Below are 18,033 nucleotides of genomic sequence, written 5' to 3' on the forward strand. Positions count from 1 at the left end.
GTTTTTTAGTAAAAATATATCAGATATGCCTTAAAACTCACTTGTAAAGTGGAATCTGATGTTTTTAAAGTCCATTTGAGCCATCTGAAGTACATAACCGGAATCGGCCAGGAACACATCGCGTCCTTCCCTATCCTTCGCCATATACTGATATTTACGTTTCTTGAAGGCTTCCAGTTCCGCAGGATCGTCACTCTCCACCCAACAAGCCTTATACAGGCTCACCGGCTCCCAGCGACAGGACGCGTTATACTCGTTCAACAAACGATATTGGATAACCTCAAACTGCAACTGTCCCACCGTACCGATAATCTTGCGGCCATTGAACTGGTTGACAAACAACTGTGCCACACCTTCGTCCATCAACTGGTCGATACCTTTCGCCAATTGTTTCTGCTTCATCGGGTCTGCATTCTCTATATACTTGAACATCTCCGGCGAGAAACTCGGCAATCCGCGGAAGTGAAGCATTTCACCTTCCGTCAGCGTGTCGCCAATCTTGAAAGTACCGTTATCCGGCAGACCGATAATATCTCCGGCATAAGCTTCGTCAATCGTTGTTTTACGCTGCGCCATAAACTGTGTAGGCGACGAAAAGCGCATTGTTTTTCCGTGGCGCACATGCTGGTATGGAGCGTTGCGCACAAACTTGCCGGAGCAAATCTTGCAGAATGCTACACATGAGCGGTGGTTCGGGTCGATATTGGCAGTTATCTTGAAAATAAATCCGGTGAATTTAGGCTCTTCCGGTCTTACTTCACGCTCTTCAGCCTGCACAGGACGGGGGCTTGGAGCAATCTCCACGAAACAGTTCAGCAACTCCTGAACACCGAAATTATTCAAAGCCGAACCGAAGAATACCGGAGCACAATCACCCGCCAGATAAGTTTCAGCATCAAATTCAGGATAAACCCCTTCAATCAGTTCCAAATCACCGCGCAGCTTGTCTGCCAATGTTTTTCCGATCTGTTCGTCCAGTTCGTCCGTATGAATATCGACTGCCACTTTTTCCGTCACCATTTGTTTGGATGGCTGATACAAGTCCAGTTTCTGTTCGTAGATATTATATACACCCTTGAAACGGGCTCCCTGCTCAATCGGCCAGGACAAAGGACGAACCTGAATCATCAGTTCCTCTTCCAGTTCGTCCAACAAATCGAACGGGTCTTTTCCCTCGCGGTCCATCTTGTTGACGAAAATAATAACCGGGGTCTTGCGCATACGGCACACTTCCATCAGTTTACGCGTCTGTGTTTCCACACCTTTCGCACCGTCCACAACGATGATAACGCTGTCTACTGCTGTCAATGTACGATATGTATCTTCGGCAAAGTCCTGGTGCCCCGGAGTGTCGAGAATGTTAATCTTGTAGTCGCGATAGTCAAATTCCATCACAGATGTCGTTACCGAGATACCACGCTGCTTCTCAATCTCCATCCAGTCGGATGTAGCCGTTTTCTTAATCTTATTACTTTTTACCGCACCCGCTACCTGAATCTGACCACCGAAAAGCAACAGCTTCTCCGTCAAAGATGTCTTACCGGCATCAGGATGCGCAATAATGGCGAACGTTCGCCGTCTCAAAATTTCTGTATTATCTGCCATATATATTATAAGGTGTCAATGCATCGTTTAAGACTTTCCTCCCAGTGAGGAATCTCGATGCCGAACGTTGTTTTTATCTTTGTCTTATCAAGTACGGAATAGGCGGGACGGTTGGCCTTAGCCGGGTATTCCGCCGTATGCAAAGGTCTTACCTTGCATGAAGTGATTCCGGCAAGGCGGTGGATAGCTATCGTAAAGTCATACCAGGAACATACGCCTTCATTGCTGAAATGGTAGACACCGCGAACTATACCTTTATTAATAATCGTATAGATGGCTTGCGCCAGATCGTTGGCATAAGTAGGTGTTCCTATCTGGTCAAAAACGACTCCCAGGTTATCACGTTCTTTACCCAAACGAATCATTGTTTTTACGAAATTATTACCAAAGGTGGAATAAAGCCATGCGGTACGGATAACGACTGCTTTCTCGCAGTGATTCATCACATCATATTCTCCTTCCAGTTTCGTAGTGCCATATACGGAATCCGGACAAGGGTCGCAGTCTTCGGTATAAGGAATATGGGCAGTGCCGTCGAACACGTAGTCAGTAGACACTTGTATCATAGCCGCCCCATTGAATTGTGCCGCTTTAGCCAATTCTTTCGGTGCTTCACAGTTCAGTTTGTAAGCTAATTCCGGATTATCTTCCGCCTTATCCACTGCCGTATATGCGGCACAGTTAACAATAAGTTCAATCCGTTTCTCCGCAATATAAGCCCAGACAGCTTGCGCATCACAAATGTCGAGTTCCTGCACATCTGTGAAATAATACGTATGTTGCGGGTTCTCTTTCGCAAGCACCTGCATTTCGTTGCCAAGCTGACCGTCGGCACCCGTTACCAAAATTCTCATTTATTCATCCAGTTTTAATTCACCTTTGCGGTCTTTATCATAATAGTTCGCCAACATGGAGAGGAAGCTAGTGATGGCTTCCATTGCCTTGGCTGTTCCTTCACTGATAGGTTTTCTCTGAAGCCGGAGCAAGAGTACTCCGTACAAGGCTTCAAAGCAGGTTTCCAATTCGGGCTCATCCTTCTTGCCGTTTTTATTCCGCAGTTCCACGATAAATGGCAATGCTTTGAAATAGGCGGCACTGTAAAAAGGAAATTTAGGGGAAGAAGCCAACGCATTGTGCAGTTCAGTCAGATTGATGATCACATTCTTGTTAATCTGCAAATGTCCCGCTTCACGCACACCTTCCTCGTTCATCATCGTAATCAGGTTTCCATACCATTCACGCATGCCGGAACGTTGTTCTTCCGGATAACGGGAAATCACATTGACTTCCATTTCTTCCGGTTCACAATGATTGGCACGGATCAGGTCTTCCTCTTGCCACATATATATAAGGTATTCGGCAATATTCCGCTCCTTCAGTTGTTGTGCTATCTGATTCATAAGCTATCTCCTAATAAATTGACTCTCCCAACAAAGTATAAATCAGTCCCGCCACGGATACCAATATCACAATACTTCCGATAACCCGATTCAGTATCCAGATGCCACGCAGGTTGAACTTGGTGCGCACCTTGTTTACAAAATAAGTGATTCCGAGCCACCAGGTCAATGCGCCCGCTGCGATAGCAAAATATCCCGTTATCTCTTCAAAGACCAGAACACCCTGCTGCACAAAGGCAAAACGGGCAAAAAGTCCGATAAACAGGAATATGATTAAGGGGTTGGAAAGAGTGACGAAAAATGCAGTAATAAAATTATGAAAATAAGAACCTTTGTTGGACGAAGCCGGACGAATCGAGTTCACCGGATTGCTGCGAAAGGTATAGATTCCGAAAATAAGCAACATGACACTACCGAGTAATTGCAGATAGAAACTGCCTTTATTAATATAGTCAGAAACGAAGCTCATGCCATAACCTGTCAACAAAGCGTAAGCTATATCACTTATAGAGGCTCCCAGCCCTGTCACAAATCCGTACCAACGCCCTTTGTTCAAAGTCCTCTGGATACATAATACGCCCACCGGACCGAGGGGTGCGGACACAACAACGCCAATAATAAAGCCTTTAACTAATATATCGAATATTGTCTCTATCTGAATCATTCCGCAAATATCGCACTTTTTTGTGATATGGGGATAGTATATTAACGTTTTTTCCACACAAGAATCATGATATATAGCCATAATAAGCAAAACATACATCGAAAATAAACATATTAAATAAGGTATAGGAATTTATTCTCCCTATTTTTTCCTACCACCAATGAAATTGATTATCTTTGCGCCACAGAAAAAGAGAAGAGTTTCTCCCGCAGAGACTTCAATCGTAAAATTGCAAATCGTAAAATCGTAAATATACAACATGATTCTTTTTTTCAGAACCCCTTCCAAGAGCGTGATTGCCGTAGAGAGCAACCATCAGCTCACCACTGACGAAAGTAATAAACTCTGCTGGCTTTTTGGAGAAGCCGTGATGGAAAGTGAAGAAAACCTGAAAGGCTGTTTCGTCGGTCCGCGCCGCGAAATGATCACTCCCTGGAGTACAAACGCAGTAGAAATCACCCAAAACATGGGACTTGAAGGCATCAGCCGCATCGAGGAGTACTTCCCCGTTAAGGACGAAAATGCCGACTTCGACCCAATGCTACAACGCATGTACAAGGGACTCGACCAAAATGTATTCACGACCAACCGTCAGCCGGAACCGATCATCTATATCGAAGACCTCGAAGTGTACAATGAAAAAGAAGGCCTGGCGCTTTCTAAAGAAGAAATGGACTATCTGAAGAAAGTGGAAAACGACCTCGGCCGTAAACTGACTGACTCTGAAGTTTTCGGTTTCGCACAGATTAACTCCGAACACTGCCGCCACAAAATCTTCGGCGGAACGTTTATCATCGACGGTGTAGAGCAGGAATCTTCCCTGTTCCAAATGATTAAAAAGACGACACAGGAAAATCCGAATAAAATCATCTCTGCTTATAAAGATAATGTAGCCTTCGCAGAAGGGCCGGTTGTAGAGCAGTTCGCTCCGGCAGACCACTCCAAACCTGATTATTTCCAGGTGAAAGACATCAAGAGTGTTATCTCTCTGAAAGCGGAAACACATAACTTCCCGACTACCGTAGAGCCGTTCAACGGTGCTTCTACCGGTACAGGTGGTGAAATACGCGACCGTATGGGTGGTGGTAAAGGTTCATGGCCGATTGCAGGTACTGCTGTATACATGACCTCTTATCCCCGCACGGACGAAGGACGCGAATGGGAAGAAATTCTTCCGGTACGCCAATGGCTATACCAAACTCCCGAACAGATTCTTATCAAGGCATCCAACGGCGCTTCCGACTTCGGAAACAAGTTCGGCCAGCCGCTGATCTGCGGTTCCGTACTGACATTCGAACATACGGAGAACAAAGAAGTGTACGGGTATGATAAAGTAATCATGCTCGCCGGTGGTGTAGGCTACGGTACACAGCGTGACTGCCTGAAAGGTGCTCCCGAAGCAGGTAACAAGGTGGTAGTAATCGGCGGCGACAACTATCGCATCGGACTGGGCGGCGGTTCCGTATCTTCAGTAGATACAGGACGTTACAGCAGTGGCATAGAACTGAATGCTGTTCAGCGCGCCAACGCTGAAATGCAGAAACGTGCCAACAACGTAGTACGTGCCCTTTGCGAAGAAGATGTGAATCCTGTTGTTTCCATCCACGACCACGGTTCAGCCGGACACGTTAACTGCCTGTCCGAGTTAGTAGAAGAATGTGGTGGCTTGATTGACATGAGCAAGTTGCCTATCGGTGACAAGACATTGTCGGCAAAAGAAATCATTGCCAACGAGAGCCAGGAACGTATGGGACTGTTGATTAAAGAAGAAGCTATCGAACATGTACGCAAAATCGCCGAACGCGAGCGCGCTCCGATGTACGTAGTCGGTGAAACAACCGGCGACCATCGTTTCGCTTTCCAACAGGCTGACGGTGTACGTCCGTTCGACCTTGCCGTAGAACAAATGTTCGGTTCTTCTCCCAAGACCTATATGGTAGACAAGACCGTAGAACGTCATTATAAAATGCCGGAATACGAATTGTCCAAACTTCACGAATACCTGACTAATGTATTGCAGCTCGAAGCAGTAGCCTGCAAGGATTGGTTGACAAATAAGGTAGACCGTTCGGTAACAGGTAAGGTAGCCCGCCAGCAATGCCAGGGTGAACTTCAGTTGCCGTTGAGCGACTGTGGTGTCGTAGCACTCGACTACCGTGGTGAGAAAGGTATCGCCACTTCTATCGGACATGCTCCGCAAGCTGCATTGGCTGATCCGGCTGCCGGCTCTATCCTTTCCGTATCCGAAGCGCTGACCAACCTCGTTTGGGCTCCGATGGCAGAAGGCATGGACAGCATCTCTTTGTCTGCCAACTGGATGTGGCCCTGCCGTTCACAAGAAGGTGAAGACGCTCGTCTTTACACAGCTGTGAAAGCATTGAGCGACTTCTGTTGCGCTCTGCAAATCAATGTGCCTACCGGAAAAGACTCTCTGTCCATGACTCAGAAATACCCGAACGGTGAGAAAGTAATTTCTCCGGGAACAGTGATTGTCTCTGCAGGCGGTGAAGTCTCAGACGTGAAGAAAGTAGTATCTCCAGTATTGGTAAACAATGAAAAGACTACTCTTTATCATATCGACTTCAGCTTTGACGAACTGAAACTCGGTGGTTCCGCTTTCGCGCAATCTTTGGGTAAAGTAGGCGACGATGTACCTTGCGTACAGGATGCCGAATACTTCCGTGATGCTTTCCTTGCCGTACAGGAGCTTGTAAACAAAGGGTTGATTCTTGCGGGACACGATATTTCCGCCGGTGGTCTGATTACCACATTGCTCGAAATGTGTTTCTCTAATGTAGAAGGCGGTATGGAAATCAGCCTTGACAAGATGAAGGAACAGGATATCATCAAGATTCTGTTTGCTGAAAATCCGGGTATCGTTATCCAGATCAGCGACAAGCATAAGGAAGAAGTGAAGAAGATTCTCGAAAATGCCGGCATAGGCTACATGAAGTTGGGTAAACCGACTGACGAACGCCACATCCTGGTATCTAAGGACGGTGCTACTTACCAGTTCGGTATCGACTACATGCGTGATGTATGGTATTCTTCTTCTTACCTGCTCGACCGCAAACAGTCTATGAACGGCTGCGCAAAGAAACGTTTCGAAAACTATAAGATGCAACCTGTTGAATTCGCGTTCATGCCTGAATTCAAGGGTAAGCTTTCTCAATATGGTATCACTCCGGATCGTCGTACTCCTAGCGGTATCCGTGCGGCTATCATCCGTGAGAAAGGTACAAACGGCGAACGTGAAATGGCTTACTCACTCTACCTGGCAGGCTTCGATGTAAAAGACGTTACGATGACCGACCTTATCAGCGGACGTGAGACACTGGAAGATGTGAACATGATTGTTTACTGCGGTGGTTTCTCCAACTCTGACGTACTGGGTTCAGCCAAAGGATGGGCAGGCGCATTCCTGTTCAACCCGAAAGCGAAAGAAGCGCTGGATAACTATTATGCCCGTGAAGATACACTGTCATTAGGTGTCTGCAACGGTTGCCAGTTGATGATGGAACTCAACCTTATCAACCCGGAACTGAAGAAGCAGGGCAAGATGTTGCACAATGATTCACATAAGTTCGAATCACGCTTCCTCGGCCTGACTATCCCGACAAACCGCAGTGTGATGTTCGGCTCTTTGAGCGGCAGCAAACTGGGTATTTGGGTTGCTCACGGAGAAGGAAAGTTCTCTTTGCCCTATGATGAAGACAAATATAATGTAGTAGCGAAGTATAGCTATGATGAATATCCGGCTAACCCGAACGGTTCCGACTATTCCATCGCAGCACTGGCTAGTGCGGACGGACGTCACCTGGCTATCATGCCTCACTTGGAACGCTCCATCTTCCCATGGCAAAATGGTTGCTACCCGGCAGATCGCAAGAACAGCGATCAGGTAACTCCGTGGATCGAAGCATTTGTCAATGCCCGTAAATGGGTGGAAGAAAAAGTGAAATAAAGTTTTCCTTTATAATTCATCTAAGAAAGGCTGGTGTTTTTTGAAATATCAGCCTTTTCTTCATTTCTCTCTTGCTACCGTAATTCCTTTTTTTGCAACTAAACAGTCTCAAATAAACAGCTTATACAAATAGCGGTAAAATACCTTATCCACTTCACTTTAAGAGCCATGTAATCTTACCTTAAAATTTTGCAGTATCAAAAATTCTTCTTAATTTTGTCAAACTTTCCCCCTCTAAAATAAGATTCAATAACCCTTAAAAGTCCTATTTGTATGAAAAAGTGGATTTTTCTATTATTATTGTTTCCTTTAACCTGTGTCGCTCAGACGTATCAATATCTAGGAGTGGAAGATGGGTTGAGCAACAGGCGAGTTTATTGCATTCAGAAAGACAGAACCGGCTATATGTGGTTCCTCACACACGAAGGTATTGATAGATACAACGGAAAAGATTTCAAGCGATATAAGTTGATGGACGGTGACACAGAAGTAAATTCTCTGTTAAACCTCAACTGGCTGTATATAGACCGGGATGGAGTACTGTGGGAAATCGGCAAGAAGGGCAAGATATTCCGATATGACGAGATCCATGACCGTTTCGAACTTGTCTACAAGTTACCGATAGAGAACTTCCGTGACCTGCCTGCTCCGGTCAGCTTTGCATGGCTCGACCGGAATAATCATATATGGCTATGCAATGAAGAAACAATCTTTCTTTATAACACGGCAACCGCTCAAGTGTGTCCTATCAGAAATGAAATAAAGGAAGAAATCACCGACATCGAGCAAATAGACGAATCGCATTACTTTATTGGTACGGAAATGGGGATTCACTATGCCAAACTGGAAAATGACACTCTGGAACTTATCAACTGCGATAAACTGGAGAACGTGAAAGTTCAGGTCAGCGACCTGCACTTCGACAAAAAGATAGGAAAACTATTCATAGGAACTTTCCTTCGGGGCATTTTCATCTACGACATGAGTATCAAGTCTGTCGTACAACCGGACAACAATCTGAGAGATATCAGTATCAACAAATTCAAGTCACTGAATGACAAAGAATTACTGATAGCAACGGATGGCGGTGGTGTACATAAAATGAATATTGAAACTTTCCAGTTAGAACCTTACATCATCACAGACTACAACAACAATAATGGCATGAACGGCAACAGTATCAATGACATTTATGTAGATGATGAAGAAAGGATTTGGCTGGCAAATTATCCTATTGGAATAACCATACAAAACAACCGTTACTCCAGTTATAAATGGATAAAACACTCCATAGGAAACAAGCAGTCCTTAATCAATGACCAGGTAAATGCAATCATTGAAGACAGCGACGGAGATTTATGGTTCGCGACGAACAACGGTATCAGCTTTTTAAATTCAAAAACCGGACAGTGGCGTTCGGTGCTCAGTTCATTTGAAAAGTCACAAGAAAATAAGAGCCATATATTCCTCACCCTTTGTGAAGTAGCTCCCGGGACTATTTGGGCAGGCGGTTATTCTTCCGGTGCTTACCAAATAGACAAGAAGTCATTTAAAGTCAGTTATTTCATGCCGCCGCTATACACCCAAACCAGCATGCGGCCTGACAAATATATTCGTGATATCCGCATGGATTCACAAGGATACATCTGGTCCGGCGGATTTTACAACCTGAAACGTATCCGCCTGGAAACACAGGATGTACGGTTTTACCCGGGCTTGAACTCTGTCACCGCCATCGTCGAAAAAGATGATAAAAGCATGTGGATAGGTAGTGCCACGGGGCTATATCTATTGGACAAGGAATCCGGAAAATGGGAACGCATCAAGCTGCCGGTAGAATCAACCTATATCTACTCACTGTATCAGACAAAGAACGGGTCATTATATATAGGTACAAGCGGTTCAGGACTCTTGATCTACGATTTTAATAAAAAGCTGTTCACTCATTACTACTCGGAGAACTGCGCTTTGATATCCAATAATATCTATACCATATTGTCGGATGCGGATAAAGAGATATTAATGGGTACAGAGAGCGGACTGACGAGTTTCTATCCGGAACAAAAGAAATTTTATAACTGGACGGAAGATATGGGATTGATGACTACGCACTTCAATGCGTTGTCGGGCGTATTACGCAAAAACAATAACTTTGTCTTCGGAAGTTCTGACGGAGCAATCGAATTTCATAAAGACATGAAATTACCCAGAAGCTATTCGTCCAAGATGATTTTCAGTGACTTCAAGCTTTTCTATCAGACTATTTATCCGGGAGATGAAAATTCTCCGCTGAAAGAAAGTATCAATGATACCAAAGTACTGGAATTGAAATACAATCAGAATATTTTCTCCTTGAAGGTTTCTTCCATCAACTACGATTATCCTTCCAACATCCTTTATTCCTGGAAACTGGAAGGATTCTACGAAGAATGGAGCAAGCCCAGCAGTGAAAGTATAATCCGTTACACCAACCTTGCACCGGGAACATACACACTGAAAGTACGCACCATCTCTAATGAAGACAAGCGTATCGTACTCGAAGAGAGAAACATGGATATTATCATTGCCCAACCATTCTGGTTGACGTTCTGGGCGATGCTGTTATATGCAGGTATACTTTTCCTCATTGCCGCCATTCTATTGCGTATCCTTATTTTAAGAAAGCAGCGTAAAGTTTCCGACGAGAAAATACACTTCTTCATCAATACGGCACATGACATCCGCACTCCATTGACGCTGATCAAAGCACCTTTAGAAGAACTTCGCGAAAAAGAGACATTAAGCAAGGAAGGCATTTCGAATATGAATACGGCTTTACGTAACGTAAACTCTCTGTTACGTCTCACGACTAATCTTATCAATTTCGAAAGAGCGGACGTATATTCTTCCGAGCTATATATTTCGGAACATGAACTCAACACGTTCATGAGTGAAATATTCAACGCATTCCAGCAGTATGCCAATATCAAACATATCAACTTCACCTATGAAAGTAATTTCAGGTACATGAATGTCTGGTTTGACAAGGAGAAGATGGAATCTATCTTCAAGAATATCATTTCAAACGCATTGAAATATACACCGGAAAATGGAAACGTGCAGGTTTTCGTTTCAGAGACGTCCGATTCGTGGAGCGTGGAAGTCAGGGATACAGGTATCGGTATTCCGGCCAGCGAACAAAGCAAATTGTTCAAACTTCATTTCCGCGGCAGTAACGCCATCAATTCCAAAGTGACCGGTAGCGGTATCGGACTGATGCTCGTATGGAAATTAGTCCGGTTGCACAAAGGAAAGATTAACCTGTCTAGTGTGGAGAATCAGGGTTCCGTAATTAAAATCACTTTCCCGAAAAACAGTAAACTTTATCGGAAAGCGCACCTGGCGACTCCAAGCAAGCAACGCCAGGAAATCAAAAGCCTCAACAATGATGTAGCTCCATCCCCTGAGATTTATGAAACAGCGCAAAAGAAAGAAAATGCAGGTCACCAACGAGTCTTAATTGTGGAAGATAACGATGAGTTACGTAACTACCTATCACAAACATTATCCGGAGACTATACCATCCAGGTTTGTTCCAACGGAAAAGAAGCGTTGACTATTATTCCCGAATATAAACCGGAACTGGTTATCTCCGACATCATGATGCCGGAAATGCGGGGGGATGAGTTGTGCAAAGTTATCAAGAACAATATCGAGACATCACACATCCCTGTTATCCTGCTGACGGCTCTCAACAACGAGAAGGATATTCTTGCAGGACTTAACATCGGCGCAGACGAGTATGTAGTGAAACCGTTCAATATTGGTATTCTAAAGGCAAATATATCCAATCTGCTGGCAAACCGCGCCCTTTTGCGCAGCAAGTATGCAAGCCTGGATCTGGAAGACGAAGAGAACGATGAAGATTGCATCAATTGTTCACAGGATATTGACTGGAAGTTCATCGCAAGTGTCAAGAAGAATGTGGAAGACAACATAGATAACCCAGCTCTTACAGTAGATGTGCTTTGTAGCCTGATGGGTATGAGCCGTACCAGTTTCTACAATAAACTAAGAGCACTGACCGACCAGTCACCCGGAGATTACATCCGGCTGATTCGCCTGAAACGTGCCGTAAAATTACTCAAAGAAGACGCACACAGCATAACGGAAATAGCGGAGATGACAGGATTCAGTGATGCCAAGTACTTCCGTGAAGTATTCAAGAAGCATTACAACGTAAGTCCCAGTCAATACTTCAAAACAAAAAAAGCAGTAACAAACAAAGAAGAAGGAGAAAAAGAAGAATGAACATTTATCTCGAATCATTTGGAATCTTTTTTAAAATAGGCGCTTTTACCATTGGCGGCGGGTATGCAATGGTACCACTCATCGAAAATGAAATTGTGACCAAGCGGAAATGGATAGCGCAGGAAGACTTTATCGACCTGTTGGCCATCTCCCAGTCCGCCCCCGGCATCCTGGCGGTTAATATTTCCATTTTTATAGGATATAAGTTGCGCGGCATCCGGGGAAGCATTGTCACGGCATTAGGAACGATTCTTCCTTCTTTCATTATTATATTGGCTATCGCCCTGTTCTTTCATAGTTTTAAGGATAATCCGATAGTGGAGCGTATCTTCAAAGGTATCCGTCCGGCAGTAGTGGCACTTATCGCCGCACCGACCTTTACAATGGGGCGGTCAGCCAAAATCAACCGCTACAATCTGTGGATTCCCGTTGTTTCAGCACTGCTTATCTGGCTGCTGGGCTTCTCGCCGATCTGGATTATTATTGCTGCGGGTGTAGGTGGTTTCCTTTGGGGAAAATTAAGAAAAGTTGAGAGTTGAGAACGGAGAGTTGAGAAGGCACGGATTATTATATAATAAATTATTAATCACATGATTTACATACAGTTATTCTATACATTTTTCAAAATCGGACTTTTCGGCTTCGGTGGCGGTTATGCCATGCTTTCCATGATTCAAGGCGAGGTGGTAACCCGCTACGGATGGGTAAGTTCGCAGGAGTTCACAGATATAGTCGCCATCAGTCAGATGACACCGGGGCCGATAGGTATCAATGCAGCGACCTATGTTGGGTTTACTTCGACAGGCAGCGTTTGGGGTTCTATCATTGCCACTTTTGCGGTAGTTTTCCCCTCTTTTATCTTAATGCTGACTATCAGTAAATTCTTTCTGAAATACCAGAAACATCCGGTAGTAGAATCCATCTTCAGCGGGCTGCGACCAGCAGTCGTAGGACTACTGGCTTCTGCCGCACTGGTATTAATGAATGTAGAGAATTTCGGTTCACCTACGGAAGACACTTATTCGTTCGTTATCAGCGTCATTATATTCCTGATAGCTTTTATCGGAACAAGAAAATATAAAGCAAATCCGATTCTGATGATTATTGCCTGCGGTATTGCAGGATTGCTGCTTTACTAAAGCTTCACTTTCTTACTTACAGACTTCGATTCATTATGAAGGCGATCCAAAGCCGTTACCACATAACGGTGTTTCGTTTTTCCAGTTTCGTATGGAAGTTTGTAGAAAGGATTGCGGGTGATAGCTACAATATGCGAAGGGTCGTCAAGGTTCACTTTTTCTTTTCCGCCAAAGCGGTACACTACATATTGGACAGCCTTATCCATTTCTGTTTCTGCTTTCGGAGCAGTCCAAAAAAGGACATAACCATCTTCTGTCCATACCTTTTTCATCTTGCGCACTTTGCCCGGAGCCTTGTCATCCATAAAGTCAAAGACAGGAATCAATGCAGGATATTTATGATATTCACTCACTAAAGCATCACGGTATCTTCCCTGATTTTCGACAACAGCCGACGCATACCATTGGCAGCTACCGCCAATCGTCTGATAAGCACGCTGCAAAGCCATCTTTCGTGGAAGCTGGTTGATGGAAGGATTCTGCGGGTCGGCATGCTGGATAGTGTTCGGCACAGACTGACCGATAAACAACGGACGGTTTTCCGAATGGGTAGCCCACCATTTCACCAACGTCTCATAATCGGCTGCCTTATGACCGATTTCCCAATATATCTGCGGAATATTATAATCAATCCATCCCTCACGTGCCCAAAGCAGGACATCGGCATACAAATCATCATAATTCTGCAAACCGTTCGTATTACTTCCCAACGGATCGCTCTTCTGATTACGATAAATACCAAACGGACTGATACCGAACTTCACCCACGGCTTTATCCCGCGGATAGTCTCGTGAAGCTTCTTTATCAACACATTGACATTACTACGACGCCAGTCAGCCTTGTTCGTGAATCCGCCCCCATAACGGGCAAAGCTCGCATCATCCGGAAAGTCCAATCCTTTCACCGGATAAGGATAAAAATAATCATCCATATGGATAGCATCCACATCATAGCGGGACACGATATCGGTCACGATCTTACAGATGTATTCCCGGCTTTCGGGAAGTGCCGGGTCGAAGTATAGCTGATCGCCATAAGTAACGAACCATTCAGGGTGCTGGTGGTAAATATGTTCCGGTGCCAACTGATTCTTCAACGAAGTCTTCACACGATAAGGATTAATCCAGGCATGAAACTCCATATTCCTTTTCTGGCATTCTTCAATCATAAACTGCATCGGATCCCACATAGGAGAAGGAATCTGTCCTTGCGTTCCGGTCAGGAAACGGCTCCACGGTTCATGTTGTGAAGCGTACAGTGCATCCGCTTCGGGACGTACCTGAAAGATGATAGCATTAATGCCGGCTCCCTGGAGAGAGTTCAACTGACTAATCAATGTCTGTTTCAGCCGTTCGGTAGGAATCCCCCGGAACTGCCCGTTGACAGCCTGTATCCATGCTGCACGAAATTCACGTTTGGGATATTTATTGCCGGTTGGCACCTGCGCCCTCACTCCTACCGCAAGAAGAAGAGCTAAAAGTAAAAGATAGTTTTTCAGCTTCATAATATTCTTAAATCGTAATAATGTGACGCAAAGATAATACAAACTCCCGATAAATTCGCTAACTTTGCCGACTACCATAAAACAAGGAGTATTTTATGTCAGAAAATAACTATATTTCGATTAAGGGTGCACGAGTAAACAACCTGAAAAACATCGATGTAGATATACCACGCAACAAACTTGTTGTAATCACCGGATTATCGGGTTCCGGCAAATCTTCCCTCGCTTTTGATACCCTCTATGCAGAGGGACAACGCCGCTATGTAGAAAGTTTGAGCAGCTATGCGCGCCAGTTTCTGGGGCGAATGAGCAAGCCGGAATGTGACTTTATCAAAGGGATTCCGCCCGCCATTGCCATCGAGCAGAAAGTGAATAGCCGCAACCCGCGTTCTACAGTGGGGACTTCGACTGAGATTTATGAATATCTCCGCCTGTTGTATTCCCGCGTGGGGAAAACATACAGCCCCGTCAGCGGACAGGAAGTGAAGAAACATTCGACGGAAGATATTGTCAACTGCATGCTCTCGTATCCGGAAGGTACAAGATATACGGTGCTGACACCAATCCGTCTGCGTGAAGACCGCACCCTGCAACAACAGTTGGAAATAGACCTGAAACAGGGTTTCAACCGTATCGAAGTGAACGGTGAAATGAAACGTATAGATGAATATACACCCGTGGCAGGTGATAAAGTCTATCTGCTGGTAGACCGTATGGCGGTAGCCAACACCAAGGATGCCATGAGCCGGTTGACCGACTCTGCCGAAACAGCCATGTATGAAGGTGACGGAACCTGTATGTTACGTTTCTATCTTTCGGACGGAACAACGAAGCTACACACTTTCAGCACGAAATTCGAAGCGGACGGCATCGTCTTTGAAGAGCCGAACGACCAGATGTTTTCGTTCAACTCTCCTATCGGCGCCTGCCCTACCTGCGAAGGATTCGGCAAAGTGATCGGTATCGACGAGCATTTGGTTGTGCCGAACCGTTCTTTATCCGTATACGAAGGAGCTATTGTATGCTGGCGCGGCGAGAAGATGGGAGAATGGAAAGAAGAACTCATCCATAATGCGGAAAAGTTCGATTTCCCGATTTTCACGCCTTATTTTGAGTTGACGGATGCACAACGTCGTCTGCTTTGGGAAGGTAACCAGTACTTCCACGGCATCAACGATTTTTTCAAGATGTTGGAAGAGAATCAATACAAAATACAATATCGTGTGATGCTTGCACGTTATCGGGGAAAGACGCTTTGTCCGAAATGTCACGGCACACGTCTGAAACCGGAAGCCGGATATGTACGGGTCGGAGGTAAGAATATCTCCGAACTGGTAGATTTGCCAATCACGGAATTAAAGCAGTTCTTTGACGGTCTGGAACTCAACGAGCACGACAGCGACGTAGCCCGCCGTATCCTTATTGAAATCAACAACCGTATCCACTTCCTGATTGATGTAGGTTTGGGTTACCTGACCTTGAACCGTTTAAGCAATTCCCTCTCCGGTGGAGAAAGCCAGCGTATCAATTTGGCAACATCATTGGGAAGCAGCCTTGTAGGTAGCCTTTATATCCTCGATGAGCCAAGTATCGGCCTTCACAGTCGTGACACGGATCGGTTGATTTATGTATTACGCCAACTACAACAGTTAGGCAACACAGTAGTAGTCGTGGAACATGACGAAGAGATTATCCGTGCCGCAGATTACATCATCGACATAGGCCCTAATGCCGGACGTTTGGGGGGAAAAGTCGTTTATCAAGGCGACATGAAAGACTTGAAAAAAGGAAGTAACAGCCACACGGTGCGTTATCTCTTGGGAGAAGAAGAAATTCCCGTTCCCGAACATCGCCGTCCGTGGAACAATTATATAGAATTAAAAGGCGCGCGCGAAAATAACCTGAAGGGTGTGGACGCCCGTTTCCCGCTTAACGTAATGACAGTTGTTACCGGAGTTTCCGGTTCCGGCAAGAGTACGCTGGTACGGGATATTTTCTTCCGGGCACTGAAGCGTGAACTGGATGAATGTAGTGACCGTCCGGGAGAATTCTCCTCTATCGGTGGTAGCCTGCGCGACCTGAGGAATGTAGAATTTGTAGACCAGAACCCGATTGGCAAATCATCACGTTCCAACCCGGTGACTTATATCAAGGCATATGATGAAATCCGTAAACTATGGTCTGAGCAGCCTTTAGCCAAACAAATGGGTTATACAGCCGGATTCTTCAGTTTTAACAGCGAAGGCGGACGTTGCGAAGAATGTAAGGGTGACGGAACAATCACCGTAGAGATGCAGTTCATGGCAGACCTGGTACTGGAATGTGAATCCTGCCACGGAAAACGTTTCAAGTCCGACACATTGGAAGTGAAATTCCATGATAAAAGTATCTATGATGTATTGGAAATGACCGTGAACCAGGCTATTGAATTCTTCAATGAACATGGACAGAAGAAAATAGTGAAGAAGCTGCTCCCATTACAGGACGTAGGATTAGGATATATCAAACTGGGACAATCCTCTTCCACCCTTTCCGGCGGTGAGAACCAGCGCGTGAAACTGGCATTCTATTTAAGCCAGGAGAAAGCAGACCCTACCATGTTCATCTTTGACGAACCGACTACGGGATTGCACTTCCATGATATCCGCAAATTGCTGGATGCTTTCGACGCACTAATTCGTCGGGGACACAGCATCGTTATTATCGAGCACAATATGGACGTTATCAAATGTGCCGATTATGTAATCGACCTCGGTCCCGAAGGCGGAGACAAAGGTGGAAACATCGTAGCCGTAGGTACTCCCGAAGAAGTGGCTGCTTGCGGAGCAAGCTATACGGGGCAGTTTTTGAAAGAAAAACTAAGATAAGCAACGTTTATTGCTGTAAAGAGTATCAAACCTGACTCTAATAAATAAAGCCCTTGTGGAAATATAGCTTCTACAAGGGCTTATTATTTTGTATTCTATCAGGTTTCTCTCTTACAAGTAAAATCCGAATCCTATCTTAACACCGAAACGTGACATATCACCGTCGTTGAAACGCCATTTATAATAAACGGCAGGTTCGATAGTCACTGTACGGGAGAGGAAATAAGCATATCCGGCTTCGATACCCAATCCCCAGTCTGTCTGATGCTTGCCGCCACTCCAACGGAAACGGTTCCAGTCAAGTCCGCCACCCAGATAAATACCAGTTTTGTTAAAGTAGAAACGTACTCCCGTACCCAATGTGTACTCGTCTACCGGTTTCGACCAGTCGGCTCCGGCATTTACCATCAAGGCAATACCTTCGGCAAAGAACGTACCGACTTGTGCACCAAGGCCAAATTTTGCTTTATCATTTTTACTATACGAAAAGTCCAATCCCGACAATGAAGGATTAATAATCGTAGTTCCTTTCTCAAATTGTGCCTGTGCAGTGAGAGAGACTGCCAATAAGCAAAGAGCCAAAGCTAATTTCTTCATAA

At 45.0% G+C, this 18,033-nt stretch carries 11 protein-coding genes; 5 read left to right on the forward strand and 6 right to left on the reverse strand.

Annotation, left to right across the window (positions count from 1 at the left end):
- Window positions 1–30: 30 nt before the first annotated feature.
- Genes BQ7997_RS00615 through BQ7997_RS00630 form a run of 4 tightly spaced genes read right to left on the reverse strand, consistent with a single transcriptional unit; the run spans window position 31 to window position 3,669 of the window.
- Window positions 31–1,605, reverse strand: a complete 1,575-nt coding sequence (locus BQ7997_RS00615) for a peptide chain release factor 3 (RefSeq protein WP_022136484.1) — start codon at window positions 1,603–1,605, stop codon at window positions 31–33.
- Between the two features lie 5 nt (window positions 1,606–1,610).
- Window positions 1,611–2,459: a dTDP-4-dehydrorhamnose reductase gene (gene rfbD / locus BQ7997_RS00620; protein ID WP_022136485.1), complete on the reverse strand. Its 849-nt coding sequence runs from the start codon at window positions 2,457–2,459 to the stop codon at window positions 1,611–1,613.
- Window positions 2,460–3,005, reverse strand: coding sequence for a DUF4924 family protein (locus tag BQ7997_RS00625; RefSeq protein WP_022136486.1), 546 nt, complete (start codon window positions 3,003–3,005; stop codon window positions 2,460–2,462). It lies immediately after the preceding gene.
- Window positions 3,006–3,015: 10 nt separating this feature from the next.
- On the reverse strand, window positions 3,016–3,669 hold the full coding sequence (locus tag BQ7997_RS00630) for a LysE family translocator (protein WP_044656119.1): 654 nt from the start codon (window positions 3,667–3,669) through the stop codon (window positions 3,016–3,018).
- A gap of 259 nt (window positions 3,670–3,928) precedes the next feature.
- Here BQ7997_RS00630 and purL point away from each other — a divergent pair, with 259 nt between their 5' ends.
- From purL to BQ7997_RS00650, 4 genes are all read left to right on the forward strand, one after another.
- Window positions 3,929–7,633, forward strand: coding sequence for a phosphoribosylformylglycinamidine synthase (purL, locus tag BQ7997_RS00635; RefSeq protein ID WP_073342500.1), 3,705 nt, complete (start codon window positions 3,929–3,931; stop codon window positions 7,631–7,633).
- Between the two features lie 273 nt (window positions 7,634–7,906).
- Entirely contained in the window at window positions 7,907–11,923 is a 4,017-nt protein-coding gene (locus BQ7997_RS00640; protein ID WP_073342502.1) for a hybrid sensor histidine kinase/response regulator transcription factor, read from the forward strand.
- A complete protein-coding gene (locus tag BQ7997_RS00645; RefSeq protein WP_073342505.1) occupies window positions 11,920–12,462 on the forward strand; it encodes a chromate transporter in 543 nt (180 codons plus the stop codon). Before BQ7997_RS00640 ends, BQ7997_RS00645 begins: the two co-directional genes overlap by 4 nt.
- A gap of 51 nt (window positions 12,463–12,513) precedes the next feature.
- Complete coding sequence (locus BQ7997_RS00650) at window positions 12,514–13,062, forward strand: chromate transporter (RefSeq protein ID WP_022138353.1); 549 nt, start codon at window positions 12,514–12,516, stop codon at window positions 13,060–13,062.
- On the opposite strand, the gene BQ7997_RS00655 is transcribed toward BQ7997_RS00650, so the two are convergent.
- Window positions 13,059–14,645 carry a glycoside hydrolase family 10-like protein gene (locus BQ7997_RS00655; RefSeq protein ID WP_195406521.1) on the reverse strand — a complete coding sequence of 529 codons (1,587 nt, stop codon included), beginning with the start codon at window positions 14,643–14,645 and terminating at the stop codon, window positions 13,059–13,061. The genes BQ7997_RS00650 and BQ7997_RS00655 overlap by 4 nt on opposite strands.
- Before the next feature lie 17 nt (window positions 14,646–14,662).
- On the opposite strand from BQ7997_RS00655, the gene uvrA reads away from it, so the two are divergent.
- Window positions 14,663–17,434 carry an excinuclease ABC subunit UvrA gene (uvrA, locus tag BQ7997_RS00660; protein WP_073342510.1) on the forward strand — a complete coding sequence of 924 codons (2,772 nt, stop codon included), beginning with the start codon at window positions 14,663–14,665 and terminating at the stop codon, window positions 17,432–17,434.
- A gap of 111 nt (window positions 17,435–17,545) precedes the next feature.
- Here the strand turns inward: uvrA and BQ7997_RS00665 are convergent, their stop codons facing one another.
- Window positions 17,546–18,031, reverse strand: coding sequence for an outer membrane beta-barrel protein (locus BQ7997_RS00665; RefSeq protein ID WP_073342512.1), 486 nt, complete (start codon window positions 18,029–18,031; stop codon window positions 17,546–17,548).
- Window positions 18,032–18,033: the final 2 nt, after the last annotated feature.

This window comes from Bacteroides congonensis (assembly GCF_900130125.1).
Lineage (GTDB): Bacteria > Bacteroidota > Bacteroidia > Bacteroidales > Bacteroidaceae > Bacteroides > Bacteroides congonensis.